We start from the raw sequence: 25,168 nt of genomic DNA, 5'->3' as shown, positions 1-25,168 counted from the left end.
TTGATTCCTCCCTTAATGCTGCGGCGTAACTAGCATCTGTGCTACCCCGTAACCTTTTTTCACATCGAACGGAATTTTGATTTTCATAACAGTTCCGTATCCGGCGCTTCCCGCCTTTGTTGCAACACCATGGATGGCAGAAACACTATCGCCGACTGTTACCGTTTCGTCGATCCTTACGAAGACTTGACCGATCAAACCGATTACATGCCACTCGTCCCTTTCCTCTCTAGGTTTGTATTCCGCTTCAGGCTTATAATTCGGATTTTCAACAGGGATCTGAAAAATTTCATTTCCATCATTCACCTCACGATAAACCAGTCCGCCAAATTCATCGCGGAGATAACGATCATTCCAATAAAACGATGCTCCACCGAGCACAACGCCGGCTGTTTTTGAAACAACGCCAAGAATCTTGTCCCCTACATGAGCTTTACGTATCTTATCGCCTTCTAACGCAACAAGATAAGATGCCTCAATCTTTGAGCCGTCGGCAGATTCAAAATACTCCGCTAAGTCCTTTAAATTAGACACACTTTCAATAGCGCCTGTAGCTCGAACAGTCCCATTTTTAGCATTAAGTTCAATCTTTTTATTCGCTTCTGATGCGCTGCCATCACCGTGCCCCATCGCAAGGGAATAAGATTTACTATTCTTTGTAGCCTTTGAAAACATAACACCCGAAGAAGCTCCGTCTCCGGTCGTATGCGAATCGTACGAAAACATTACACCATTTCGTGATCCTTCTGTAGATGCTCCACCTGCGTTACCAGCAATCAGATTTCGTTCACCCTTTGCAATTGTTGATCCGGTATTTGCAATGATAGCACTGTAATTCGTAAGTGGATGCCCGGAAGATGTTGCTGCGCGGAAACCGCCTTTGACGTTATTTGGAACGACAGAGTGCTTTTGGTCACCTAATACTGCCGCGTTTCTATAGCCATAAGCCCTTACTGCAAGGATGTTCGTTTGAGTATTCGGCGATGTAATGCCAGCTATACCATTCGAGCCGTGCAGTAAACCATTAACTAAATTTACATTGTATACGCCGCCTCCTATTCCGATCCCGTTAGGTGCTGATTCATGGCTTACAAAATCGGAAATGAAGACATCATCTGTTCGTTGATCGCCGCCAACAATCCGAATGTCATATTCAGCAGTTTTAAATCCAGTTACTTGAAGATTGGTAACGTTTATCTTTCGACTTTTATATTGAAATGCAATAACTGAATCTTCTTTATAGTCGTATGTCGGATCCCCAATCGCTGTAAAACCAATGATTTTCACTCTCTGATATGCCGAAACAACTAGCGCCTTTGGAGCTAGTCCTTCATAAAGCGAATTGAACCTTGGTTCTCTTGACGTGCAGTCTACTAACGTCACATCACGTGCAGTCTCACTCCACGGATCCGTCGCTAAATGATGCCCAATGTGTCGCAAATCAAATGATCGGACGTCCCGAAAGGATTCATGACCTCGAATATGGACGTTACAAGGTGCCGGCCATTCTGCATGGGCCTTAACTTCTACCCCGCGGACGTTACCTTCAGTATAGTTATCAATCACCCAGATATGCTTAGAACCATCATCTACTTCAATACCGTTTGAATTGGCCCCGCCTTTACGATGTGCCTTCCCGGTAGGGTTTGTCATAACATTATGTGTAATGAAAACGTATTCGCTGTAGTGTGTTGTAATGCCATCGTCACCATAACCAGAGCCAACACAGCGGTCAATCCAAATATACTTACTGCCAGTTGCGGTATAGTTTTTAGCAGTTATATCATATGTCGGTGCAGTTATATCGAAGCAATGCAACCCCGGATTAATACCCTCAACTTCACGGATGATACCGAACTTGACTTGCGCAAATGTCAAGCAGCTTGAATGTATCCCGCCAGTCGCCCCTACACCGCCTTGACGTTCCGGATTCCAATCAAGAGACATACCTTCAACAACAATATTCCGGTTGCCTAACGTATGATCAGCATTTGTAACGACCCACTCGCTGGCCGGTGTATCTTCATGGAGCTTAAGTGTAGTGACACTCATACCTTGACCAATCATATATGTCCAAGATGGAAGTTTGACTCCTTTAACAACATATGTGCCGGCTGATAGCATGAGACGAACCTTACCAGTACCAATTGCCCTTTTAAACGCTTCTGAACTATCGGTTTCTCCGGTTGGATCAGCACCGAAGTCATCTACATTGACGGTTCGTTTAATCTTTTGGAGAAGCTTGTTATACTCTTTATCCAGCCGCTCCTTGAGCAATGGAGTTATATTTCCTTCAGCATCAACCCGCGCATCCACAACTTCTTTTACATTTGTTCCATCAGCATTTAAAATCAGGTTGCGTATCCGGTTATATAGACCATCGATATATGAGCGTAAAGAAAAGCCGCCGTGGTCAATTTGCTCCGACGAGTGGGCTTTATTGCTCTTTTTATGGCTGTTTATCTCGTTTTCAAGACTATTCAATCCGTTTTCAACGGTCTCAGCATCTGCTCTTTGTTCAGCAATATACCTTGCGTTTCTAGTGGTGTCATAATCCTTGATTAACTTGAATCCCAATGTGTCACTCTCCTTTCAAGACAAAATAAAAAACACTCTTAAAAAGAGCGCTTCTAAATCATCATTCTCAATTTTTGTACATAACGCTTTTGATCTTTTAATCGCTTTTCTTGCTCCATCCGGATATCCTGAATATCTTTACGGAAATTAGCAAAGTTCAATGTTGGCTTTGCATATGGATTTAAGGGCTTATATTGAATAGAAAGCAGCCGGACATCGTCTTCATAGGTTACGCCATAAACTGTATCAGCCAACACATGAAGTGTGTCTCCTTTCCAAAAATCATCTTGTATGTCAAGAAGCTTTAGCTCATAGATGTATTCATAATCCACCTCGATCTCCATTTTCGGGTAAGGATTCACGTATTTTTTAAGCGCCTCCATCATGCTGGACTCTTTTTTATAACGCTCGTCGCGCAGTGGCTCAGCCCACCGCGGCATGCCATCAAGCAGGAACTTATTTTCCTCAGGGTGCTTGTAAAGGACCGGCTCAAAGACGTACTCCGTTTTTTTGCTATCGGTACTGCTGTTTTCCTTTATTGCTCCGTATCCCCGTGCTCGGGTAGAGCAGCCGTCTGTCGATGTTTTAATTTTAATGCCGGGCATATTATAACGAGAGTCGAGAGTGTGATTGATACGCTTTCCCATCTTTTTATAAACGTATATCTTGTAATTATCCACATCAAGCTCTAAGCCGTAGTCTTCCACAATTTCGCTTATCAGCTCATTCGCGAACTTATCACCAAAATTCTCCTGCTCCACACTTTTAAATTCACTTTCCTTGTCTTTGAAAATGTAAGAGAATTTCGTCCCCTTCAATGTGAAATCAAGCATTTTTCGTACAGTCAGTGTGCCGCTGATCGTCTCTTCTACATAATGATTGTTCAAAACGGCAACGAAAACATGGCTTGCAGAAACTTTCTTGCTGAGTGTTTTTTCCTGATCAACCTCAACCATCGTAATAAAGTATTTTTGATGGTTGAATTTTTTTTCGTCCAAATAAAGGATATTGTCATTTATAAGCAAATCATATTCAATGCCATTATCAGCAGTCCGAGTGATCGTAAACTCTATATCTTTTTTTCCGGTGGTATCATCTAATAAATCAGGATCAGCACCGATGACTTCGACCACTTGATTTCCGTCTTGGCTGGAAACATGCAGCTGAGGGAAATAAACGTCTTTCGGCAAATTTTGATTCAGCGTAATGTCTTTACCATCATATTCTTTACTTGGTATGTCTGGCTCAGGATCTGGTGTGCCTGGATTACTCGGTTCGTCTGGTACTCCTTCTGATGTATCATATTTCGTTAATTTATAGGTGAAAATGAGGCTGTTCAATTTTGTTGCGTAATTTGGGTCGGTAGCATACCCGGCTTTGACGAGAGCCGCAGTTGCTTTCTGATAATCTGTTTCCCCGACAACAGCTTTATAATGGTTTTTGTCCCAGCTAAGGCCATTCAAGTACAGGTTCGCCAAGTCTTGTATAGATTCTTTCCACGAAGGGTACTTCCTGAATTTAGCCGGAACTTGTACGTTTTCTCCGTTGATAACTTCCCATGTTTGCATAATGACATATTGGCCGTTGTATTCGCCCTTCATACCGAAAAGATTATGCCCTTTTGTCGCCAATTCACTTGTGCCCCAAGCGCTTTCTAAGCATCCTTGTGCAATGATCAGTGATGCGAGAATACGGTGCTTTTTATATATTTGCTGGGCGTCGCCGGCAATCTCTTTAATAAAATCTGTATTCGCCATATAAACCGCCTGCCTTACAAGTAGTAGAACCGTGTGTCAAATTCTATGACAAAATCATCGGCATTTTGAATTTCAAACTCATTCCAGCCAATTTCGAGATTCGGCAGACGTCCAGATGTTTTTATTGGTTTATTATTGAGCAGCGCGTACTGCTTTAAAAATGATACCTGCTGTGACTTCTTCAACTCCTGTTCAATCGTTAATTTCTCGCCATTAGTATGATTGATTAGCGTTACATTCTTCCCCTTGGCCTTCAATAGGACGTTATACGCGTGATCTAGTGGATTGATTTGGACATCTCCGGAATTAAAGACAGAGAAACGTTTCTGATTCTTAAAATAATAGGCCAGGTTGTCATCTGATTGCAGGTTCATACCAATGTTCCAGTTCTCTCCTGACTGATTCTGCGCTGTTTTGGTTGAATGCTTAGATTCTGCCATTCCGGTAATATTGGTAAACTCGACAGAAAAAACAGCATGTGTTTTCTCCTTTTCTTTGGAAATGCTGAAATTCCCATCACACATAACAAGGAAACGGCGATTCGGCCATAAGTCAGTAGAAATATAATAGGCAAATGGCTTCACCAATAAAGCATAGAGCTGATGCCTAAGCATATAAAAATTGTTGTGGATTTTTGAATTCATATATACTTCTACAGTGACTTTTCTTGATGAATAGGTCACATCACGTGGATGCTGTGCTGAGATAACACCATGACGCCGCGGGATCGTGATTGTTTCCCGATTGATAGCCGGCGCTTCTGCCAAAAAACTCAACACTTCAAATTGAGGGAGCAAGCCGTCAAGGCTCTGCTCCCCCAATCCGTTATCAAAATCCAAAAATAGTTTTACCAAGCAGGCTTACCCCCATTTCTATATTGTTTTCTTCTATATCGGTCAGCGCTTGTTTGGTCTACTCGGGCCCCGTCAATATAAGTGTTGTTATCTTTTAAGACCAGCTGTTGCAGTAGCTGAATGTTCTGCTGGAGAGCGTCAATCTGCTGCCCCATCATGCTGATTTGCCTTTCTTGATTCTCCACGACCCGAGTCATATCGATATTGACACTTCTATCATTTTCAGGCTGTGCTGCGGATGCTTTTTGGAGTAATAGCAAAGCCTTTGAGATCATCCCTTCTTGCAGTGAAGGCAGTACGCCAAGCTCACGCCCAACCCGCGCCCACAATCCGATATTCCTTTCGCGGTATGCCGGATCTTTCGTAATGGTGGTTTCATCGTACCCTCGTTCGTTGAGGACGGCGAGCTTGGAGCCGCCGCGCCCCGGAGAAGTACCGCCCTTTGCATATCCCACATACGGGCCGCCGCGCGCCATTGATTTCAAGCCGGGATGATTTGATATATCTCCATATCGCCCTTTGATGTAATTAATGGCCGCCAGAATGTTGTCCACCGGATTAAGTATGTTGTTATGACCCGGAAATGCGTTAGAGGAAAACGTACTCGGGATGGTCTGCATTAACCCCCTTGACGGGTTTCCTGCTCTTGCATTCGAATCTGTAAGGTTAATGGCATTCGGATTTCCTCCTGACTCTTTCATGGCAATCGTGATTAAGCCGGGAACCCATGAAAACGGGACACCAGCAATGCCGACCGCTTCCGATACCCATTTTTGGACCTGGGCAGATCCGGTTGCTCCTTTATAGGCATCTGCCGTAAAAAATCCCACATCCGGCAAGACCCCTTTTAAGAATTGAAGGGCACCGCTTTTTAGCGTTTTGAGAATACCAGTCCCTAACCCGTCTATTCCGGTTCCTGTTTTAAACGGGATCATGCCTTTGAAAATGCTGCTGATTATCTTTTGCGGCCCTTTGATAATCATATCCATAACGTCAGAAGCGACGTCCTTCGTTTTGCCAATGACATTCTTGCCGACAGAGACAGCGCCTTTCACTAGCTTTTTCGACCCCTCAAACGCATTTTTGAAGAAGTTTCCGACCCCATTTGCATAACCGGGAAGCCCTATGGCAGCTGCTTCTTTCGACTGAGCGTGCGGAAGAACAGACGTACCACGCGGAAGATCCCACACTTGCGGGCCGCCCATTCCGACAATGTAAGTGCCGATGCCGGGCGTGTGAGCAAGCTCCCATCCTTCTTCGCCGACTAATGCCCGGCCGCCTGGGTGGAAGTCTGTTCCTTTGGCATAGGCTACCCCCGGTGCGATTTGCATAGAGGAAGGCTGACGGTTGTCGTATCCAGCAGGTTTCCACTCTGGAATAGTATCCATGTGCATAAATTCTAAAATATTATTGATCCAACCAGTAACAGCATTAACCCTCTCGGCCAAGTCAACTTTAAATAAATCCCATACGCCGAGTACTTCTCCTGTTTCCGTATTAACCTCGCTAATATGCCCAGCAGCTTGTTTTTTTGCCTCTTCCACGACACCTTTATGAGTTTCCTCTGCTTCATTAATTGTCTTTTTAGCCTGGCTCCTTGCGTTTTCAACGGTTTTATCGTGTTCTTTTTGAGAAATTGACCCTTTTACATAACGTTGCTCATCCGCGGCATCAATAACGGCATCACGTTGTTTCTTAGCTGCTTTAATTGTTTTCTCTTTTGCCTTGTTACTGTCTTTTATAACAGCAGCCGCTTGTTTAGCAGAAAGATTAGACGCCTCTTCTTTTAACTTTTTAGATATCTTTATCTGCTCAGCCTTGCTTCGTGAGAGCGCAGTCTCCATTTCAGCAAGCATTTCGCCTTGAATTTTTGCTATTTCTTTATTCTCTTTTTCCGTTGTTTTTCGATTTTCCCGGGCGGCAGTTCTATAAATTTCATCCACTCTATCAACATACTTTTGAATCTTCTTTTGTTTTTTCTCGTTATAGGCATCAATTTTGCCAATGATTTTATTTTCTTCTTTGTCAGACATTCCGTTATTAGAAGCATAAAATTCTTTCAACACTTTAGTTGCATTGGTCGCACTGGTTTTGTATCCCGTTTTTAGGGAATCACCCATATCTTTAAAGCGCTTTGACATATCATCTGCAATATCAGTTGTGATGGTAGCATTGGTCGCTTTCAGGGTGTTCAGCTTAGCAGTAGCCTCTATGTTCATGTCTTCATAGGCGTTTACAGCTTTTGCTGTGGATTTTGACACACCGTCTCCAAATTCAATTGTCGCCGGGAGTACTCGTTTCTTTAAATTGTCGTAATACTTAAACCCGGCATCAGCTAATAGAGTCACCCCCGTAATAAGCGCACCGACTGGTCCGCCTAACAATCCGAGTCCGCCACGTAAAAGACCGACAACGGCAGTACCTTTTTTAAGTATGTTAAAGAGGCCGAAACCGCTTTTTGCAAGCTTCATAAATCCGCCCGCCCCTTTTACGGCATTTAATCCGGTTTTGATAATTCCGGCGCCGAACTTTAACAGCTCAGGAGCAAAAGTAAGAACGAGTCCGGCAATTGTTCCGATTGGACCGCCGAAAAGAGTTAGACCAGTACCGGCCACACGGGAAGCGCCGCCAAGTCCGCGCATCGCTTTCGAGCTTCTATTTGTCGATTGCTCCAGCCGGCCCACTCGCGTCGCTGCCACGGCGTTTGTTTGGTTGAGCCTTTCCATTCGGGTGGCTGCTACCGTTGCCGCAGTGGAAGTTGTCGCAATACCAGCTGCCGCTGTTCGGGATGCAGCACCTGCCGCAACAGCTTCAGTCGTATAAACGCCGAGACTTGCAGATGCCCGATTGACGTTACCGGTTAAATATCCTCCAGCCGTGCGGAGCATATTCCAGCCTGCGGCGATCCTCGGTAAAGCTCCAAGTACCAACAGAAAAGCCCCGCCCAAAAGAGAAAATACCGTAACTGCTCCACCTGTAATAGCGATGGTGCTCGCCACAGAGTGTGGTAAAGAATCAAACCATGTCACTAATGATGTCAGTCCATCAGTAGTAGCCCTAATAATCGGTATAAACTGGTTTCCCATGGTGATGACCGCGTTGTTTGCTGCAGATTTCAGATATTCTACGGATCCGGCCAGGTTGTCCATCTGCTTGTCAGCTACTTTTTCAGCAATGCCGCCACTGTTTTCTATTTCCGCTGTAAATTCTTGCAGTTTATCTTTCCCTGCATGCATGAGTGTGATAAATCCTGATAGAGCATTCTGTCCGGCAAGCTGCTTGGCGATCCGGATCTGTTCTGTTTCAGTATAATTTTTTGTTTTCTCTGTGATCTGCCCCATGATGTCGGCCAGCGGGCGCATCTTGCCGGTAGAGTCCGTCACTTTCAAACCTAATTCCTCAATAGCGGAAGCCGCTGGCTTAGGTGGAGCTGCCAAACGGGTTAGCGTTGCTCGGAGGGCTGTTCCGGCCATGTCTGCTTTAATACCACTGTTTGCCATAATACCGGTTGCCGCGGCCAACTCTTCCATACTGACGCCTGCTGTTTTAGCAGCCGGAGCCGCGTATTTCATCGTTTGACCAATCTCCTGCAAAGTAGCATTGGAGTTTGTGAATGTATACGTCATTGCATCGGCAACGCGGTTTGTGTCCTCTGCCTTAATATGAAATTCAGTTAAGATGTCAGAAACAATATCAGCCGTAACGCCGAGGTTGGTTTGTCCGGCGGCAGCCGTTGCAAGCAAGCCGGGCATAGCACCGATAATTTGGTTCGTCTTATAGCCGGCCATCGCTAAATACTGCATGCCTTCAGCTACTTGCCCATCCGTGTACTGTGTGACAGCGCCGAGATGCCGGGCTGTTTCTGTTAATGATGCCATTTGATCATCCGTTGCGTTCGCCAATGCGGCGACACGGCTCATATCTTTCTCGAAGCTTGCTGCGGCCTTAACGGTTGCACCGATCCCAAGTGCTCCGGCGGCACCAATCCCCGCTAATGCCTTTCCTGTGGCTGTTGCGGATTTATAAACAGCGTTCAGCTCTTCTGATACATTCTTTGAATCCTTTTTAAAAACAGAAAAAACGCCTGCAGCCCGACTGCTGCTGTCTGACATGGTTTGAAACTCTTTGCCGACTTTATTCAGTTCTTTGCCGAGATTCTCATGGACCGCAATAGCATCATTCAAACGCCGCGCCTGAATCTGTGTCTCCCGGTTGTCTTTTCCTTTCTGTCTGACCAGTTCTTCATACCGTTGACGGTGTTCTTGGACTAATCTGCCTTGGATCTTATACTTATTGCTTAAGCCCTCCATCTGTGATTGCAAGAGCTTAGATTGGTTGCCAGCATTTTTATAAATGCTTCCGGCTGCCTTCATTTCTGAATTTGCCAGGCGCATCTGCCTTTTTAAGCCTTCAATACCCCGGTTAAATCCTGTATCATCAAGACCGACTTTAACGACCATATTTCCTATTGGTTGAGCCATATGTATCCACCCCGCTTTCCTGGCAAAGATTCAACAAAAAAGACAGGCTATAGGCCCGTCTAAAAGAAGACATCTTCAAATTTCACTTCTTCTGGTTTATTGGTTTCTGTCAATATCTCTAAATAGTGATATATGTCCATCTCGTCGATTGCGTTCATACTCCACCCTTGTTGCAGGAGAGTGGCGTAAATTTCATTTATTTGCTCGATTCCGCGCTCGTAGGTGTATTCTCCTCCGTCTGTTCCGGCAAAAAATCCTGATCAGCAGCCTCAATTTCTTTATAGCCGGCAACTTCCGAGAGAATGCGGCTCACTTCTTTCGCAACTTCAAAAGATTCCAACCCCTCAAATAATTGATCATAAGTAAATTGATTGCGGAATATCCCAACAATAAATTGCAGCTGTTTTTCGAGGATTTTGATGCTTTTCTCCAAATTATCCGCTGTTTTTTCCGCTTCTGCATTTAATCGTAATGCTTCAAGAAGTGTTTTTGTATTTGTCCGGGGTGCAATAAATGTTTTGAATTTCTTTTCATCTTCGAACCATAGTTTAATAGAGATATGTTTTTGAGCCATGTTGACTCCTCCTTTTTATACGAATACAAAGGGAAGGAAGCTCTTAAGCTTCCCTAATCCCTAAGTTAAGCACCTAGATCTGTACTTGTTTTTTGATCGGCAGTGGATGATGTATAGGCATTGCCATACACTTTTTCATAAAACTTATCTAAATCGAAATTAGGAGCATCTTCATCCGCGATCACTTTATATACATCATCCTGGTCTCTTTCAAGAAATTCAGCTGACAACTTAGAAGTTTGAAAGTCCACTTTTTCTTTTTTTGTATTCCAGTCGTCATCAGGCAGCGTAAACCGACCTTGGACTAAGCCGACATATCGTCTTTTTCCATTAGCTTTCACACCAAAGAAAGTCATAGCAATCCAAGGCGGAGTAACATTCTTCTTAAATAAATACAGTCCATCTGTGGTTTCCTCTATCCCAAACAAATTGACAAGGTGTTCTGGCGGAACATCTCTCATCTCTAAGTCTAATTTCGTTGAACCAGTTGAAACAGCAAGGTCAACTACCTTGTTATCAGCATATTGCTTTTCTGTAGATGAATCAGTTGCCATCTTTGCATTTATCGCATGTGGATAGTCGACAATCTTGCTGGCAACCCACAAGCCATTTTCTTTTTTTAATGGTGCGTATTGAACGCCTTCTAATCCCACCATTGAGCTGTATTCAGGCATCATAAAACCTCCGATTATAATAAAATGTTTGCCTCAAACCGATAACCTTTTCGAATGAGGCGCTCTGATTGTAAAAATTCATTGATAAGAACTGTCGTTTGAAAATCCAGCTTCCCCATAACATCCAAGATAGCCGCCATAATTGGATCACACGACTGGTTGTGATACACATCAATTTGATACAAAGTGCTATCTTTAATTGGATGCCCGTCTGCCCATTCAGTCGTTCTGTACTCTAATTCTTGAACCACAATATAAGGTGGTTGGCTTTCCAAACCTTCTGGCACAGCCAGTTCATAGATGTTTTCAGGGCCAGTCAACATTAAAAGCGCTGGATCTTTTTCCAGCGCTTCAAATACTTTATTTTTTAGTTGTGATGATCTTTCTACTAGATTCACAGTTTAAAGCCTGCCTTTATGACTTTTTCCATTGCATCAAGCATCTTGCCATTCGCCTTTACCATACTCCGGTGAATAAATGGATTGGCAACTTGATGGAGCGTGCCGAATTCCGGCAAGTGAACACGGAATTTTGTATCTTTGGTCGGTCCTACAACCGCATATATTTCTCCGTCTTCATCCCTTCTGATTCGGCTACCAACGATAATATCCTCATCAATGTGATGGTGGCTGCCGCCGATGGCAGAGCGCGGCGCTTCATCGTTGATCTCTGCCGCTAAAATTGTTCCTCCTGCTTTCACAGCTGCTTTATGGATTTTTTCATCCTTACGGGCCAGTTCTGCGAAAGTGGACTCCAATTCTCTAAAACCTTTCAATTCCAGTTCGAAATTCATTTAACTCACCACATTTGCCTTGATCGTAATAAAATGGCGACGCGAATAGTTCGGCAAGATAGCATCAATTTCGTATGTTTTTCCCTGAAAGACGATTCGCATATGTTCATTGATATCTTCACGGAGCCGGATTGTAAATTGAACTGTTTTTTCTTTTTGTATGGCCGCTGCAGCATAATATTCCCGGCCTTTTAAGCCCTCCGCCTTTGCCCAACATTCAATAACTGTTTCCCAGCTATCATTTCCCTCCACAGGCAGACGGCCGCCGAGCTTCTTTTTTTGAAATTGAATGCGGTAACGCATATCATTCAGCATCTGACGTCCTCCCCGGCAATGTATACTTCAGCTGATTGATTAACGAGGTCAGCACGCCGTCTAAATTAGATGTTGTACCGGCTATTTCCCTGTTCTCATACCAATGTGCCACAAAAGCATTTACGCACATGGCGGCCCGTGCTGATTGATTAGGAAAAGCAAGGCCCGTTGCCGAAGTGATGTATTCCTTCGCGGAGGCAATGAACGCGAGAATTAAATCGTCCTCCAGGTCATTATCAACCCGGAGGAATTTTTTCGCTTTTTCTAATTCTATTTTTTCAGCTTCTGTCATCTGGCATCACCTGCCTTTCATTCTGCAGAAGTGGTGGATTTCAGTTCATCAATTTGTTTTTGCATACCGTCAAGTACTGCCTTCACTTCACTGTTCAGATGATCCATCATGACGCTGCCTGTTCCAATGTTATTGCTGCGAACTGATTTGTCAGCAAGCATTTCATGTACAATGCTGCCCTCATCAATAACTGCCGGATCACCTTTTTCGCCTTTCGGACCAACAGGACCAGGTTCCCCCTGCGGTCCTTGTTCACCTGGATCCCCTTTAAGTCCCTTTACAAATAGTGGGTTTTCTTCGCTATTGTCAGCAACAGAAATATCCGTAATAGGCGCTCCTTCCCCGTTGTCTCTTGCTGACGTTAGCACACCGTTACTTTCGTTTAGAATGTTGTTTAGTTTTGCCATCTTTTAATCAATCCTTTCAGTATTAGTTTCCAAGATCAGCAGATTGTTCAGGTGTTTCCACTTTTGCATCCTCACCAACAACAAGATCAGTTACAATGATTGCAGCTTCTGGATCCACTACTTTTCCATCGAACCGCTCAATACCGCGGAAATATGTCTGATCCGTAAGAAAGGCATCTCCGCCAACATCTGTAGATTTGATTTCAAATTTTTGACGATCAAACATGAAGTAGCCGCGTTTAAAGTCGCCGAAAAGAATGTGTGTTTTCTGTGTTTTATCATCCGTAAGGACTTCATCATAGATTTCAACCGGACGCCCAAATAGCAAGAAATTATCCTCATTTCTTGGATCCTCCGCTAAAATGCCGCGGCCGTTTTTGTCTTCGATATTTGCTAGCGTTTCAAACGCTTCAGTATTCATCACCCAAACAGCGTTACGTCGATAACCGCGCTTAATTTGGTTTTTCACTTTTCTTAAAAACTTAATCGTAATGAGTGACGGTGCTTTAATAGACTTGAATTTGCCGCTGCTAATGATACCTTCAACGTTTTTCTCTCCGCCGTCTCCATAAAAAATTTCATCATTCTCTGTTACAACGGCTGATTCAGACAGCCAGTCCACGATCTCTTGAACAAAATTTACAAATGAATCATTTAACAACTCACTGGAAACAGGCATGATTCCGGCGAATTTCTTGACGTTATACCAAATTTGATCAAATTCCATATTCTTTAGTTCTTTAATCTGTTCTTTCTCCGCTGTGTTATAAAGTTTTCCGGCAACGCCTTTACGAACCGTATAATTTCCGGATGGCGCAGTTTTCGGAACAACACGGATCAGATTACGAACAGAGTTTAGTTCCTGGATAGATTTCAAAATTTCTTTTGAAATATCATCCGGCACTGTATAGCCGCCGTCTTTATCGCTGCCTGCAGATAATGAACGGTTTTCTTTCAAAACGCGTTCCATCATGTTTCGTTCTTCTGTTTCAAGATCATGGCTGCGGCCGGTTAGCACCTTCAACCACGCTTCCCGGTATTCTTTCGTCGCTGTTAAGATATTACGATCTTCCGTCTCTTTCTTTGATTCACTTTTGATTTCTGCAGCAAAGTTTCGTTCCTCGCCAATCTCCGGAAGTTCTAAACTGCGGCCCTCTGTCATTAATTCAATTTGACTCTGCAGCTCTTTTGCTTCTTCAAGCATGCTGCGAGCTTCTTCAGGCTTTCCATCCTCCAAAAAATTTGAAGCCTCTTGTTTCTTTTGTGTGAATTTTTGTCTTAATTCACGTTCCTTTTTTGTCATTGCTACTGGCATTCGTGTATCCTCCTTAGATTTGAACATAAAAAATAGACCTATAACGTTAGGTCTAAAAGTTCCAATTCCATTTTTAGTTTTTCTATTGGCGCATCGCGCATTTCTTTAATCTGTTCGACTTTTTCTAAACTGCGTTCACCGATCACAGCCTCTGTATCGTTATAAGCAGGCGTTGTTACAAGTGATATGTCAAAAATACGCTCGATGTTATTGATTCGACGTTCATATACATCTTCTTCATCATTATGACACCATTCATCCGGCTCATTCTTGTTATAATTCAGTGAAAAGGCGAAGGAACACTGATTAATGACTCCGCTTCTGATATTCTCCATTAAATCTTTAGCATACGTTGTATCGGTGGGGGTAAAACGGAATTTTAGACCAATAGCATCTGTCTCTAATTCAAGCCGCCCAGCATCGCCAGAAACGGTGTTTCTCGCTAACGGATAATCCTGGCGGTGATTAAAAAGCGCTACTACGTTTGAAAGGTCCGTGGAAGCTAATGCATCCCGGCTGATGATTTCTTTAAACCATCCACCTAAACGCTCAGACCATTTTTCAAATTTTAAGGCGTAACCCTCAATAAAATCTCTTTTTTCTTCCCCTTCACCAGCAGAACGCAACTCAATCTTCGTTGTTAGGTGGCGAACTTCCTTGCTCATGTATGTCCTCACCTCCCTTAACTGAACCTGATTTGTTCATTTGATACTCCTCCAATGAATCAAGGAATGTATAGTTAAGCGATACAAGGTGCCTATCACCGTGTTCAATTGCGTTTTTCTCTTCAAAAGCACGAATTTCATTTATATTTAATGCACTGATCCGTTCCATAATTTCATAATACTCCGCCCTAGATTTCGCATCACCGCGCAGCTCGCTGTTTACATTGAATTTGATATAGAACCCGTCTTTAATCTCTTCATCAGTAAAGAGTTTCGTAATAATTTCCTGTTCAAAAGAAACCAGCCACGGCTGCAGCGTGTTTTTTACGTATTCAATCGATTGGTGTTCAATATTATTGAATGTTGCCCGGTCCAGCTCATTGATTTTATGCAATGGAACTTTAAAAATAGATGCGATTTGTGCCTTATTAAATTTCATAGACTCCACAAACTGAGCTTCTTGCAACGGCATTGATATTGATTCATAAGAAAGACCGGCATCTATAATTGCAATGTTCCGCCCGGCATTTACCTTTTCCCATTCATCTCTCGCCCGCTGTTTTGCATCTTCGTCGATTAAAGTCGGAACTTTTAAGATTCCCCGTGGTGTCGCATCATTTTTATATAATTTCGCATTAAATTTTGTAGCAGCCGACTGCGCGCCAATATGCTCCCTTATAACTCCGATAGGACTCTTACCGTTGATCCCGTCTTCTGTCATACCCTTGAAATGCAGGATTTCATCTGCATACAATTCAACACTTTTTGAATTAATGACCGTTTCATACCACAGCATACCTGTGTTTGGGTTTACATAGGCTTGCGTATTGGCTGGGTTTAATGGCAATAGAGCTGTAATAAAGCCATTCCGATCTGTTTTTATATAAGAATAGGCATTCCCCCACGTACAAGCATGGGTCATCATGAGCTTTTTCCAAGTAAAAGCAGTCATGTATTGATTCGGCTTTAGATAAAGCAATTGGGCAACAGGATGATCCATACTGCTTATAATATTTCCTTGCTTCTTTTTGAATGTATGGACGGCAAGCTTTGCAATGTCGTCAGACAATACATTTACACACGAAAAAACATCAGGGTGGATGAGTGCTGTTGATTCACTGACGCGTTCACCGCTAGCTGTTTTTGAGCCGCCGAACATATCTATAATCCAATCAGGAGGATTTGCGAGGCCCCAAGGCTCTTCATCATTTGATCTCTTAGAAAACAGCCCTTCCAAAAACAATTAATCACCTCCTTTTCTTACTGAGCAGCAGTGCATAAAATATAAAAAAGACACCTGTCAAAACAAGACCGATGTCTGTGTGCAAACGATATGCAGCTGCCAATATAAAAGCAGCACCTATGATAAAAAGAAAATCATTTAAAAAAAGCATCATGGCTGTCAGTATTTTCTTCACTTTTACACCACCTTTAGAAAGAAAATGAAGCTGACTTGATATATGCGTTTAAATCAACCTCATTATTGATTTGAGAAGCCCGTACATACGCATTCACAAGCGCGGCGGCCGGGTCAATCCGTTGGGTTGATTTTGATTTATCCAGCATGATGTTCTCTTGAGCATCAACTTTTGTTACAGCGTTCCCCATTGCCCAAGTTAGAAGATCATTTTTCGGGTGTATGATTTTTTTAGACTTGACCTTTGCTCTGAAGTCTTTTGTCGGCTCTGAGAGAGTAGCCACCCCTTGGCGAATTTCAACCATTACATATCCGTCTGCCTCCATTTGCTGAGCGAACTGAGTAGCGTTATATGGATCGTATCCGATTTCCTTGATGCGCCAGCCATGTTCCTTCTCCATTTTCTTAATATACGCTCTGATATAATCGTAATCGACGACAGCACCATCTGTTGTTGTTAACCAGTTCTTTTTCTCCCATACATCGTAAGGGACCTTGTCCGTGTTCATCCGCTCATGGAATGTATCCTCTGGCATAAATCCATGACTATCGACAGCAAAGCTGCCGTCATCTAACGGGAAGATGAAAGATGCGGCAGTTAAGTCAATCGTTTTTGACAAGTCAATGCCGACATAACATTCTCGGTTCTTTAGCTCAGGAAATTCATCCGAACCGCAATCAGCCCAAGCTTGCATATCCATATAACCATTCTCGCGCATATTGACCCAAATGTTCATATTCTTTGTCATGAAATTTCTCATCTTCTCCGGCACAGCAAGCGCTACTTCCAATTCTCCACGTAAATAATTTAGCCCGTGTTCGTTAGCTGCCACAATAGGGTTTGCTTTTATCCAATTGCGCTCATCTTTAATGTCATCGTCTTTATCTAACTCATTAATCATCACAAAATACTTTTCATTTTGCTCAACTTTATTAGGATCCAATATACGTGAAACGTAATCGTATTCCACACGATAGGCGGGATTATTTAGCTCAAACCCTGCTGTCGTAATAATCATCATTAACGGTTGAGCACGAGCAGCCATACCAGAAGCGAGTACATCGTAAATCTCTGAAGTTTTATGAGCGTGGTACTCATCGATGATGCCGCATTGCGGGTTGAACCCGTCCCCCGTTTTACCTGCATCTTTCGAAAGCGCCTCTATTTTTGACTGTGTTTTGGGATGTTCAATCTTACCGTAAGCAATTTGGTATTTCTTCTCCGGCTTATTCAAAAGGTCACTTTGCATAATCTGTGCTTTAATTTCGTTCCAACAGATTTTCGCCTGTTCCGTTTTTGTTGCACCTATGTAAACCTCGGACATGTATTCGTCGTTAGCCATTGCCTCATAGGATCCAACACATGCCAGGCTTTGTGTTTTTGTGTTTTTACGGCCAACCTGCCAATACACTTTTTTAAATCGTCGATAGCCGTTATCCTTATGCACCCAGCCGTACACATTGCCGAAAATAAATATTTGAATAGGCTCCGGCACAATATTTTCACCTTGCAACGGCCCTTTCGTATGCTTGAATTGTGTCATCCAGTAAAGAAATCGACGCGCTTTCTCATCATCAAAGACGTACGGAAACTCTCTGGTACCTTCCCGGCTGATATCATTCAAAAAGCGCTGACAAGCCCATACGTGTTTTTCACATGCGACAATCTCACCCGATATAACGTCGCGTGAGTAATCAATAAGAAATTGTTTTATTGTCTTCATACATTACCAAACTCCTTTTCCGCAGCCGTCTTTTCTCGTTCCTCCTGTGTGCGGGTAATAGCGAGTTTTGCCCGTGCAGATGGCGTAAGGCCGAAATCATTCGCAGCTGATTTCATTTGATCATAGTAATTCTTTTGCCGCTTCAATAACGGATGCTCTTCACCAATCAACTGAATAGGATTTCCATCCTCATCCTGTCCCTCGGTATGCACCATGATCCCATCTTTTTCAATGATTTCTGAAATGGAAATATACTGAGAGTATGCATTACAATAGGCGGCCAACATGCTGATATCTGCTTCAGTAATAATCTCCACCTCAGATAACAAAGCAGCAACCCTTTTAAATTCTTTTTTCGCAATTTTATTTAACCAAGGTGGCGCTTTAATATTGTCGGAGCGCATTTTTATCTTTTTTTCGTGCTCAGCACGGGCAGCCAGCTCATCCGTATTCTTTTTATTAGGATTGCCTTGAATTAATTGAAGTGTTGCAGATTTAGCAGGTCTCGGCATGTTTTCACCTCATTTCGTTTCAAAAAGTACGTTTTTTTCTTGTTTTTTTCACCAATCGTGATACGATGGAATCAAACACAAAACCAGTCGTACCAAGCCCTCTCGGTTGATTTGCCGAGGGGGCTTTCTGCTGTTTCCGGAACTTTGAAAAGCGGTGTTTGTTTACAGAAGGGGGATCGCCGTTCTCCGTTCGTTTCCCTTCCAGAGATTTGTTAGGGGGGTGGTTACTTGCCTTTACTGCCATGAGCCTTGTTATGACAGGCATTACACAAGCTTTCAAGGTTCTTTATATCCAATCGTTTCGACCAATCTTGCTTTACTTCCACTATATGATGCACCATGTCAGCCGGAGTGAAGCAGTGTGCTTTCAAACAATGCTGACAGAGATAATTGTCTCGTATCAAAGCAAGTTGTCTTGTTCGTTTCCATTCAGTTGATTTATAAAAACTTGTTATTGTTTTGTTTCTTGAATGTTTGTTGTAATGTTTTGTTTCTTCTTGTTGTTGTGTCTTGTGTGCTTCACAGTACCTATCCCGGGTAAGGGCATGGCAACCACGGGCGGCACATTCCTTTAGGGGCTTGGGCGGCATGAACTTATATCCTTATTCCTTTGTTTCGGTGTGAATGCCAAAAAGAATTGAAGTTCATATACATTGATTCCCTCAATACCCCTTCATTCTGTCCCGCCATATCTATGCCCTTACATGTCTGCGTCTCTTTTTCTATGCTCTCTCCATATTGTGCTATGAATCCCATCATGCAACCTCCTTACATTCCCTCTAAACCGACACCGTACTCAAGCCGTTAGCCGCCAATTGTCTCCTTGAGATTTACCGGAATCAGTTTACAGGGAATATAAAAAGCACCCCGAAGGATGCTTAAAATTATCGATTTCTTATTCAATAAATTGTTCTGCTGCATTAAAGAGAGGCATTGCAATATTTAATAATCCAAACTCACCCACATTTTTATATACGACACAGTTACCATCACGCGTTAACAAGACCTTGGTAGGCTCATCTTCTAAATCCCCTAATGGTAGGTCTATTCGAAGAGCCGAGATTTCTCCACCACTCGTTTCATAACGATCCCAATCATCACTCTCAGTAACAGCTCCACCGCCTAGGTATGCCACCTCCACATTTCTTACCGCCATGCCTCTAAACCAGCCACCCTTTATATTGCCTTCCTCTGAATCCTCTAGGTAGCTTTTAAAGTCTAATAAGTTTAATTTTATGTTTTCAGCAATAATTTGATTATCATGTTTCCTAAATCTCCTAAGTCTCCTTAATGCTTGAGATGAAACTTCTCTTCTGGTACCTGAAGTATATAGGTACCTTTCTTCTTTAACAAAACAAGGAAATTCCTCAGATGAGGCGGTAGCAATAATATCATGAATAGAGCCATCCTCAAGAATGCCTTTCCCTTGAAAAACTCCCCCAACCTCATGAGTAATTTTTAATTTTTTTAAATCGCCATCATATTCACTTTGTCCAATGTGTTCAACCTTTGTTTTAAATGATACAGCACTAATCCCTGTGTTTACTTCTTCTGACTCCACAGGATAACTTTCAGGTGTCGTTTGTAATTTGTGCATTTTGATAGACTGTGCCAAGATTGCAACCTCCCATTTTTGGTTAAGACAATCTTAATATCGCACTTTTCACCAAATTCTTTAGTTCATCTCTCCTTTTTGTTACAAAATTTATACTTTTTTGTGTGACAAATTCATTATAGCGTGTATTATTGTTTCTAATTTCAAAAGCCGTGATTTCATCAGGATCATACTCGTTAATAAAAATCTTTTTCATGTAATCTTTCCCTGCTTTTTCTGGCTCTATCGTAAATGTGTACTTTTCATACGATGGTTCATATTTTTTACAGAGTTGATAATAAAACTCTAACAGTATACCTTCAATGGCTCTATTGCTGTCCTTATAACGCAAGGAGGCAATTGTCTTTATTTTTAGTGCTATTACTTCATCACCGTCATCATCAATACCAGCTAAGTCTGTTAGAGAAAATTCCATGTCGACGACATAGTCCTTAATGGTTAATATCATATTTCTATGCTTACTATAAGATACACGCACATCTTTTTTATTATGGTTTTCTTTGTTATTTTTAAGTGATAATAGCAGGATTTTTAAGATTTTCTCTTCTTCTGCTTCTAATGTAGAATTGATGTTATCACGTTTTATTGTAAAGTCTGCTTGTGCTTCCCACTTAAACATAGAGAAACCAATAAAGTATTTGATCTTGCGCAGAAATTTTTTAACTGCCTTTGAATTGGTTAATATAGTTGTGAAAAGAGCTATAATAAGACCAATCCCAGCAGGAGTTATAATGAAACGCCATTTATTAATTGAGAATTGGAAGATCATTGTGATTATATATAGTACGGTTAAATAGATCCATTTGTTGTTTGCGAACCATTTTTTCAAGTCCATATTACTCACCTCACAGAGAGTCAAGAAATTTTCTGAGCAATATCATTTTAATCTAAAAAAGGTGTTAATAAAACAATCGATGTTGTTATTTTACAATCGTTAAGAAGCAGGGTAAAGTTTATAATAAGTTTTCTTCATAAATTAGGTGGCAATTGTAAGACGAAAAAACATCATTTTATTTCAGATACGTTTCTTTTTATACGCCGAAATATCTTTTCTTAAGAAAAGACGATCCCTATTCGTTGTTTTGATTGGCTTCAGTGTTCCATGATCAACTAACTGTTTAAGGTTTTGACGACTGCATCCAATGATTTCAATTGCTTGTGAGGTTGTTATTACCTCTTTATCAAGGAACGCTCTAAATTCTTCGACATCACTAAATACAAACTTATCCATCTTGTGAATTCCTCCATTTCATAACTACGTTTATAATCGTCAGCGTGAGCCAGATAACTGCTAGCACTATCGATATTATGTCCAGTACATTTAGGTTGTTATAATCCATTCGAGCGAATTGTAAGCAGAACAAGACGAAAAATAACAGTGTTGTTGAGTCTAATATTTTTTTCATTATCCCCGAGCATGGAATTTTTCAATGGTTTTGTTTAATGTTATAGTATAAGAAGGGGAAGTGATTCCCCTCGTTAGTTATGAGCGACGTTTCTTCTTGCCGGGAGAACGTCGTTTTTTGTTTTTATCACCCTTTAGGTCTTTGATGTTCTTGATCAGTGTCGTAATCCCAACGAGAATTCCGACTAACCAAGCTGTATCCCTAAGGATGAATTCAACGATTTCCATGCTCGTTAACACCTCCTTTCGATACTTTAATTATAACACTTATATTTACCACCGTCAATATGAATATATGAAAAATATTGATTTTTTCCAATAAATATTATCATTACATAAAAAAAGCACCCTATTTTTCGGATGCTCATTTCCGTCTATTCTTTTGAAAATCCAAAATATCCTCTTTCAGAAAAAGCCTGTCCCGAGGCATTTCTTTCATCGGCTCCAATTCCCTGTTTTTTACTAACTGGTTCAGATACTGACGGGTGAACCCCAATATCTCAAGCGCCTCACTTGTATTGAGTATCTCTTCATTCAAGAATTTCTTGATTGCGTCACGCTCTTTAGGCTTGTACATTTTTGAATCATCCTTTTTTCTCACGATATTTCAAGTAAAGGGAAAATGCTTTCTCAATGATCGAAACAACAAATAAAATGATCAGACTAATGTCGAGAGCCGTTTTCAACGGTCCCGCTGCCACATCCTGACGGAAAAACAGCATATATGCCAGGGCGAGAAGAACAACAATATCGGTCGTGGACTGTACACTTTTCATTTTTTTGAAAGTGGCTGGCTTTCAAGTATTTTTCTTTAGTCGCTGGATTTGTTATACTTGGAGCAAGGGAGAAGCGCTACCTTCTCCCTCGGCTCAAAATCATCTGCGCTTTCTTGGTCGACGGCGTTTTTTGATTTTGGGCTTTTTTGATTTAAGCTTTTCTCTTATGATGAGGAATTTTTCAACAACTGTAAGAGCTGTAAGGATAATCCCTAGTACCAATGCGATTTCAGCCACTTTCTTTCCCTCCTTTCTATACTTTAATTATACCTCTAAACTTTACTTACGTCAAGTAATTTAATGGACTTTTCTCATTATTTATCCAATAAAAAAAGAGCCTATTCACGCTAAACAGAATAGGCTGTGATCTGCTCTATTTTTCATTTTTAGACGGGAACGTTCAATGTTCTTCTGCACTGTTCCTTTTTTAATCCCCAATAACTGCGCTATCTCTTCGAATGACATGTTTTGCACAGCATGCATCAAGAATATGTCTTTTTCTCTTTCTGTGAGGACGGATAAGGCATCAGTGATTCTTTCCTTATCCCAATCGCTTACCTCTCCCTCAGCTTCCTGAACGATTGCATATTCTTCCGGCAGTGCATCAATTAAACGCGGATCAGCAAGAATCGTCCTTTGATATGCATCTCTTCTGTCAGCACCTCGGCGGGTACCGGGCTGTCTTCCGTTCTGCATCCATTCGAGAGTAAATTCAATATCGCTGATCATACTACCAATTATCTTCTTATCGTTCTTTTGTTCAGCCGTCATTTCAACTTCCGGTGTTTCCGTTAATGACCGGTATATCTTTCTTGCTTCTTTTAACGATCTTTTATATTCAATGATTAAATCTTGCACTTTTCATCATTCCTTTGCCTCAAAATGAATATGTATCGTTCCAATTATTATTTTTTTGTTCAGCAATATATTGGCGTCTAGATACCTCTGAAACTCTTAAGTTGAAGGTTTTGACCAAGAAGGTTTTCAACTCGTTATAGAGTTCTTCTCTGCCGCAAAAGATATTTACAAGCTTTCCGTGCTTATAAGCGAATCCGTATTTCATCCTAAAACTCCCCTTCTTTTGCATTTAAGTGCGCCGCTCTTGTCTCGTCTGAGTGTTTGCGTGTAGTGTTCATCATTTGTTGCCAGAAACGATCTGAGCGCTCCTGCGTGTTTTTATTGGGCTTTTCTTTTTCTGCTTCATGTCATCCCTCCGCTCAAATAAAAAACGGACACCAATCAGAGCACAGTGATTCTGTGCAATGATCAGTGTCCGCAGGCTTTCCGTCTTGGACTTATTTAACTTCAACCCTTCAAGGCATTTACAATTTTTTGGCTGTGTTGTATATTTCCTTTATTACATTGTTGTCAGGAGTTAATGATGAATAAAATAAAATTGTTAAGAGATTTACTTATAGATAACATCAATACTATGTTTATTGAAGGAGGTTCAGGTTACTTTCCCAAACAACCAACTTTCGACTTATTCCCTAGAGATTTTCTAAGATTCGCAAAGACTGAATTAGACAATTTAAATAAAAATGATAACAACCTTATAAATATTATTAATTGTCTGTCTCATTTGAAAAGAGCATTAGATTGCCAGCTTGATACATTCTTTTATCAAATAGATCTATATAATTTAATTAAAAAGAAGAATTTAAGCTTTGATCAAAAGATGTTTTTTTTAAAAAATGCAGGGGTAATTGAATCATCTTCAATTCAAAGATTAAATTACATAAGGAACAAAATGGAGCATCATTATAAAATTCCAAAGATTGAAGAAATCGAAGTGTATTTTGATTTAGTAAATGCATTTATTTTAGTATTGGAATCTAAAGTTGCCTTTTTTGCAATTTATAGCGAGATAGAATTTGGATTTAAAAACAGTAACTCCTATAATTTTGTTAGATCTAAATACATTTTTGATAAAAACCCTAAGATTGATTTTAGCGCTACTCACCATGATAAAGCTGAAAATTTTAAAATTAGCGTTAATCCATCTGAAAAGGATGAGTTTGTTTATTATCTAAGAGCTCATATTCTTTTAGGTAAAATGGATTACATGAAAAAAGAATACATTGTGGATGAATTAAAAAAGGATGTTATTTGGGTCTAAACTTTCCCCAACTCTCTTCCGTTTCAAGTACATTGTGGCCAGAAAGGACAGATCCCTTTAACCTTGTGAAATTGGTCATATATTCACTTACACAGCGTTCAGGGAGATTCGCCCTGAACAACTACGCTGTCTCACCCCAACAATCCCGGTAGCACAGAGATAGCAAAGAAGAAGAGCGACACGCCTGCACCGACCAACAAACCATTCATTTTATCCCGTTTTGCAATAATTGTTTCATCACCAATCATCTTTAAATCATCTGAACGCGCTACAAGGACCGGTATATATTGTTTGGGAACTTTCAAATATTCTGCTGCCTGTTCGACGGTCATCGCTTCATCTTTCGTTGCTTTGACGACACGTTGTAATTTGACTTGTAATGGCATCAATTCAAAAACCCCTTTGCTGAATAATATCATTCGTTTTATTTCACCTTGAACCCTATTTCGTGATCGACTCGTGCAAAGCTGCCTTTTGATGTTTGGATGATGGTCTTTCCGTGCTCTGGGACATCCAATACATGCGCTGTTCCTTCAGTACCATCTAAAACGATGATACGAATTTTCCCAGGCTTCATACTTTGCTGAATACTTCCTTCATGATTTTTAATTTCTTGGGGGTTGTACACCTAGACTCCTCCTGTGCTATGATAGAAGTACCAATTCGAATCATAAGCACTGAGGCATAAGCTTCGGTGTTTTTTTATGCCCTTAATAGGGGTTCTCCCAGCCGCTCATTGTGAACGCTGGAGACGGCTTTAGTTCCTCTCGGTATATGATTGGATGTTTTTCGACATATGCTGCTAGTTCTTCCGGCGTCCTCTTCCATTCCTTCACCAGCCCTGGCACATAAGGATTATTGTTGTTTTCTTGCATGTAGTTGACCTCCTGATTATT

30 protein-coding genes and 1 pseudogene are annotated in these 25,168 nt (G+C 41.5%); 1 reads left to right on the top strand and 30 read right to left on the bottom strand.

From position 1 onward, the window contains the following. Positions 1-12: 12 nt before the first annotated feature. The 27 genes and pseudogenes from ACQE26_RS13360 to ACQE26_RS13230 all read right to left on the bottom strand — a co-directional run. A complete protein-coding gene (locus tag ACQE26_RS13360) occupies positions 13-2,577 on the bottom strand; it encodes a peptidase G2 autoproteolytic cleavage domain-containing protein (RefSeq protein ID WP_500469704.1) in 2,565 nt (854 codons plus the stop codon). 53 nt (positions 2,578-2,630) lie between these two features. Then, positions 2,631-4,334 (bottom strand): phage tail spike protein, encoded by a 1,704-nt coding sequence (locus ACQE26_RS13355; RefSeq protein ID WP_500469702.1) that lies wholly within the window; start codon positions 4,332-4,334, stop codon positions 2,631-2,633. A 14-nt stretch (positions 4,335-4,348) separates the two neighbouring features. Further along, positions 4,349-5,188: a phage tail family protein gene (locus ACQE26_RS13350; protein ID WP_032863628.1), complete on the bottom strand. Its 840-nt coding sequence runs from the start codon at positions 5,186-5,188 to the stop codon at positions 4,349-4,351. Continuing rightward, positions 5,182-9,669, bottom strand: coding sequence for a phage tail tape measure protein (locus tag ACQE26_RS13345; protein ID WP_500469699.1), 4,488 nt, complete (start codon positions 9,667-9,669; stop codon positions 5,182-5,184). Before ACQE26_RS13345 ends, ACQE26_RS13350 begins: the two co-directional genes overlap by 7 nt. A 196-nt stretch (positions 9,670-9,865) precedes the next feature. Next, positions 9,866-10,243: a phage tail assembly chaperone G gene (gene gpG / locus ACQE26_RS13340; RefSeq protein ID WP_439390298.1), complete on the bottom strand. Its 378-nt coding sequence runs from the start codon at positions 10,241-10,243 to the stop codon at positions 9,866-9,868. Positions 10,244-10,308: 65 nt separating this feature from the next. Continuing rightward, positions 10,309-10,917, bottom strand: coding sequence for a major tail protein (locus tag ACQE26_RS13335; RefSeq protein ID WP_500469696.1), 609 nt, complete (start codon positions 10,915-10,917; stop codon positions 10,309-10,311). 14 nt (positions 10,918-10,931) lie between these two features. Beyond that, on the bottom strand, positions 10,932-11,315 hold the full coding sequence (gene gp17 / locus ACQE26_RS13330; RefSeq protein ID WP_014418191.1) for a tail completion protein gp17: 384 nt from the start codon (positions 11,313-11,315) through the stop codon (positions 10,932-10,934). After that, complete coding sequence (locus ACQE26_RS13325) at positions 11,312-11,710, bottom strand: HK97-gp10 family putative phage morphogenesis protein (protein ID WP_500469694.1); 399 nt, start codon at positions 11,708-11,710, stop codon at positions 11,312-11,314. Before ACQE26_RS13325 ends, gp17 begins: the two co-directional genes overlap by 4 nt. Continuing rightward, positions 11,711-12,025 carry a phage head closure protein gene (locus ACQE26_RS13320; RefSeq protein WP_500469692.1) on the bottom strand — a complete coding sequence of 105 codons (315 nt, stop codon included), beginning with the start codon at positions 12,023-12,025 and terminating at the stop codon, positions 11,711-11,713. After that, a complete protein-coding gene (locus tag ACQE26_RS13315) occupies positions 12,015-12,317 on the bottom strand; it encodes a head-tail connector protein (RefSeq protein WP_500469690.1) in 303 nt (100 codons plus the stop codon). The genes ACQE26_RS13320 and ACQE26_RS13315 overlap by 11 nt, the downstream gene beginning before the upstream one ends. Positions 12,318-12,334: 17 nt before the next feature. Further along, positions 12,335-12,724, bottom strand: a complete 390-nt coding sequence (locus ACQE26_RS13310) for a collagen-like triple helix repeat-containing protein (RefSeq protein ID WP_500469688.1) — start codon at positions 12,722-12,724, stop codon at positions 12,335-12,337. A 22-nt stretch (positions 12,725-12,746) separates the two neighbouring features. Next, positions 12,747-14,039 carry a phage major capsid protein gene (locus tag ACQE26_RS13305; RefSeq protein ID WP_500469686.1) on the bottom strand — a complete coding sequence of 431 codons (1,293 nt, stop codon included), beginning with the start codon at positions 14,037-14,039 and terminating at the stop codon, positions 12,747-12,749. Between the two features lie 38 nt (positions 14,040-14,077). After that, entirely contained in the window at positions 14,078-14,704 is a 627-nt protein-coding gene (locus tag ACQE26_RS13300; protein ID WP_500469684.1) for an HK97 family phage prohead protease, read from the bottom strand. Beyond that, positions 14,667-15,947 carry a phage portal protein gene (locus ACQE26_RS13295; protein ID WP_060560119.1) on the bottom strand — a complete coding sequence of 427 codons (1,281 nt, stop codon included), beginning with the start codon at positions 15,945-15,947 and terminating at the stop codon, positions 14,667-14,669. The genes ACQE26_RS13300 and ACQE26_RS13295 overlap by 38 nt, the downstream gene beginning before the upstream one ends. A gap of 4 nt (positions 15,948-15,951) precedes the next feature. After that, a complete protein-coding gene (locus ACQE26_RS13290; RefSeq protein ID WP_014418199.1) occupies positions 15,952-16,122 on the bottom strand; it encodes a hypothetical protein in 171 nt (56 codons plus the stop codon). A 13-nt stretch (positions 16,123-16,135) separates the two neighbouring features. Beyond that, positions 16,136-17,845, bottom strand: coding sequence for a terminase large subunit (locus ACQE26_RS13285; protein WP_500469681.1), 1,710 nt, complete (start codon positions 17,843-17,845; stop codon positions 16,136-16,138). Beyond that, positions 17,842-18,357, bottom strand: a complete 516-nt coding sequence (locus ACQE26_RS13280) for a phage terminase small subunit P27 family (RefSeq protein ID WP_014418201.1) — start codon at positions 18,355-18,357, stop codon at positions 17,842-17,844. The genes ACQE26_RS13285 and ACQE26_RS13280 overlap by 4 nt, the downstream gene beginning before the upstream one ends. 224 nt (positions 18,358-18,581) lie before the next feature. After that, positions 18,582-18,947: an HNH endonuclease gene (locus ACQE26_RS13275; RefSeq protein WP_500469679.1), complete on the bottom strand. Its 366-nt coding sequence runs from the start codon at positions 18,945-18,947 to the stop codon at positions 18,582-18,584. Between the two features lie 305 nt (positions 18,948-19,252). Next, positions 19,253-19,972 carry a hypothetical protein gene (locus ACQE26_RS13270; RefSeq protein WP_500469677.1) on the bottom strand — a complete coding sequence of 240 codons (720 nt, stop codon included), beginning with the start codon at positions 19,970-19,972 and terminating at the stop codon, positions 19,253-19,255. A 22-nt stretch (positions 19,973-19,994) separates the two neighbouring features. Next, a complete protein-coding gene (locus tag ACQE26_RS13265) occupies positions 19,995-20,807 on the bottom strand; it encodes a hypothetical protein (RefSeq protein WP_500469675.1) in 813 nt (270 codons plus the stop codon). Positions 20,808-20,987: 180 nt separating this feature from the next. Next, positions 20,988-21,203, bottom strand: coding sequence for a helix-turn-helix domain-containing protein (locus ACQE26_RS13260; RefSeq protein WP_500469673.1), 216 nt, complete (start codon positions 21,201-21,203; stop codon positions 20,988-20,990). A gap of 252 nt (positions 21,204-21,455) precedes the next feature. Further along, positions 21,456-21,605 carry a hypothetical protein gene (locus tag ACQE26_RS13255; RefSeq protein WP_283002405.1) on the bottom strand — a complete coding sequence of 50 codons (150 nt, stop codon included), beginning with the start codon at positions 21,603-21,605 and terminating at the stop codon, positions 21,456-21,458. Positions 21,606-21,741: 136 nt separating this feature from the next. Continuing rightward, positions 21,742-21,954, bottom strand: a complete 213-nt coding sequence (locus ACQE26_RS13250) for a helix-turn-helix domain-containing protein (RefSeq protein WP_500469671.1) — start codon at positions 21,952-21,954, stop codon at positions 21,742-21,744. Between the two features lie 298 nt (positions 21,955-22,252). Further along, positions 22,253-22,390: a hypothetical protein gene (locus ACQE26_RS13245; protein ID WP_162839615.1), complete on the bottom strand. Its 138-nt coding sequence runs from the start codon at positions 22,388-22,390 to the stop codon at positions 22,253-22,255. Positions 22,391-22,495: 105 nt separating this feature from the next. Next, on the bottom strand, positions 22,496-23,011 hold the full coding sequence (locus tag ACQE26_RS13240) for a sigma-70 family RNA polymerase sigma factor (RefSeq protein ID WP_500469669.1): 516 nt from the start codon (positions 23,009-23,011) through the stop codon (positions 22,496-22,498). Between the two features lie 19 nt (positions 23,012-23,030). Next, positions 23,031-23,216, bottom strand: coding sequence for a hypothetical protein (locus tag ACQE26_RS13235; protein WP_088056589.1), 186 nt, complete (start codon positions 23,214-23,216; stop codon positions 23,031-23,033). Then, a pseudogene (locus ACQE26_RS13230) lies at positions 23,213-23,346 on the bottom strand (hypothetical protein); the annotation flags it as partial. The pseudogene ACQE26_RS13230 and the gene ACQE26_RS13235, both read right to left, overlap by 4 nt. A 188-nt stretch (positions 23,347-23,534) precedes the next feature. Here ACQE26_RS13230 and ACQE26_RS13225 point away from each other — a divergent pair. After that, on the top strand, positions 23,535-24,272 hold the full coding sequence (locus tag ACQE26_RS13225; RefSeq protein ID WP_500469667.1) for a hypothetical protein: 738 nt from the start codon (positions 23,535-23,537) through the stop codon (positions 24,270-24,272). A 131-nt stretch (positions 24,273-24,403) separates the two neighbouring features. Here ACQE26_RS13225 and ACQE26_RS13220 read toward each other — a convergent pair whose 3' ends face one another. From ACQE26_RS13220 to ACQE26_RS13210, 3 genes are all read right to left on the bottom strand, one after another. Then, positions 24,404-24,661: a hypothetical protein gene (locus tag ACQE26_RS13220; RefSeq protein ID WP_500469665.1), complete on the bottom strand. Its 258-nt coding sequence runs from the start codon at positions 24,659-24,661 to the stop codon at positions 24,404-24,406. Between the two features lie 35 nt (positions 24,662-24,696). Next, positions 24,697-24,900 carry an XtrA/YqaO family protein gene (locus ACQE26_RS13215; protein ID WP_500469663.1) on the bottom strand — a complete coding sequence of 68 codons (204 nt, stop codon included), beginning with the start codon at positions 24,898-24,900 and terminating at the stop codon, positions 24,697-24,699. An 82-nt stretch (positions 24,901-24,982) separates the two neighbouring features. Then, entirely contained in the window at positions 24,983-25,147 is a 165-nt protein-coding gene (locus ACQE26_RS13210) for a hypothetical protein (RefSeq protein ID WP_500469661.1), read from the bottom strand. Positions 25,148-25,168: the final 21 nt, after the last annotated feature.

This window comes from Bacillus sp. 5RYD7K (assembly GCF_059831465.1).
The sequence above is the reverse complement of the archived record's forward strand: the minus strand, read 5'-3'. Positions and strand labels throughout refer to the sequence as shown.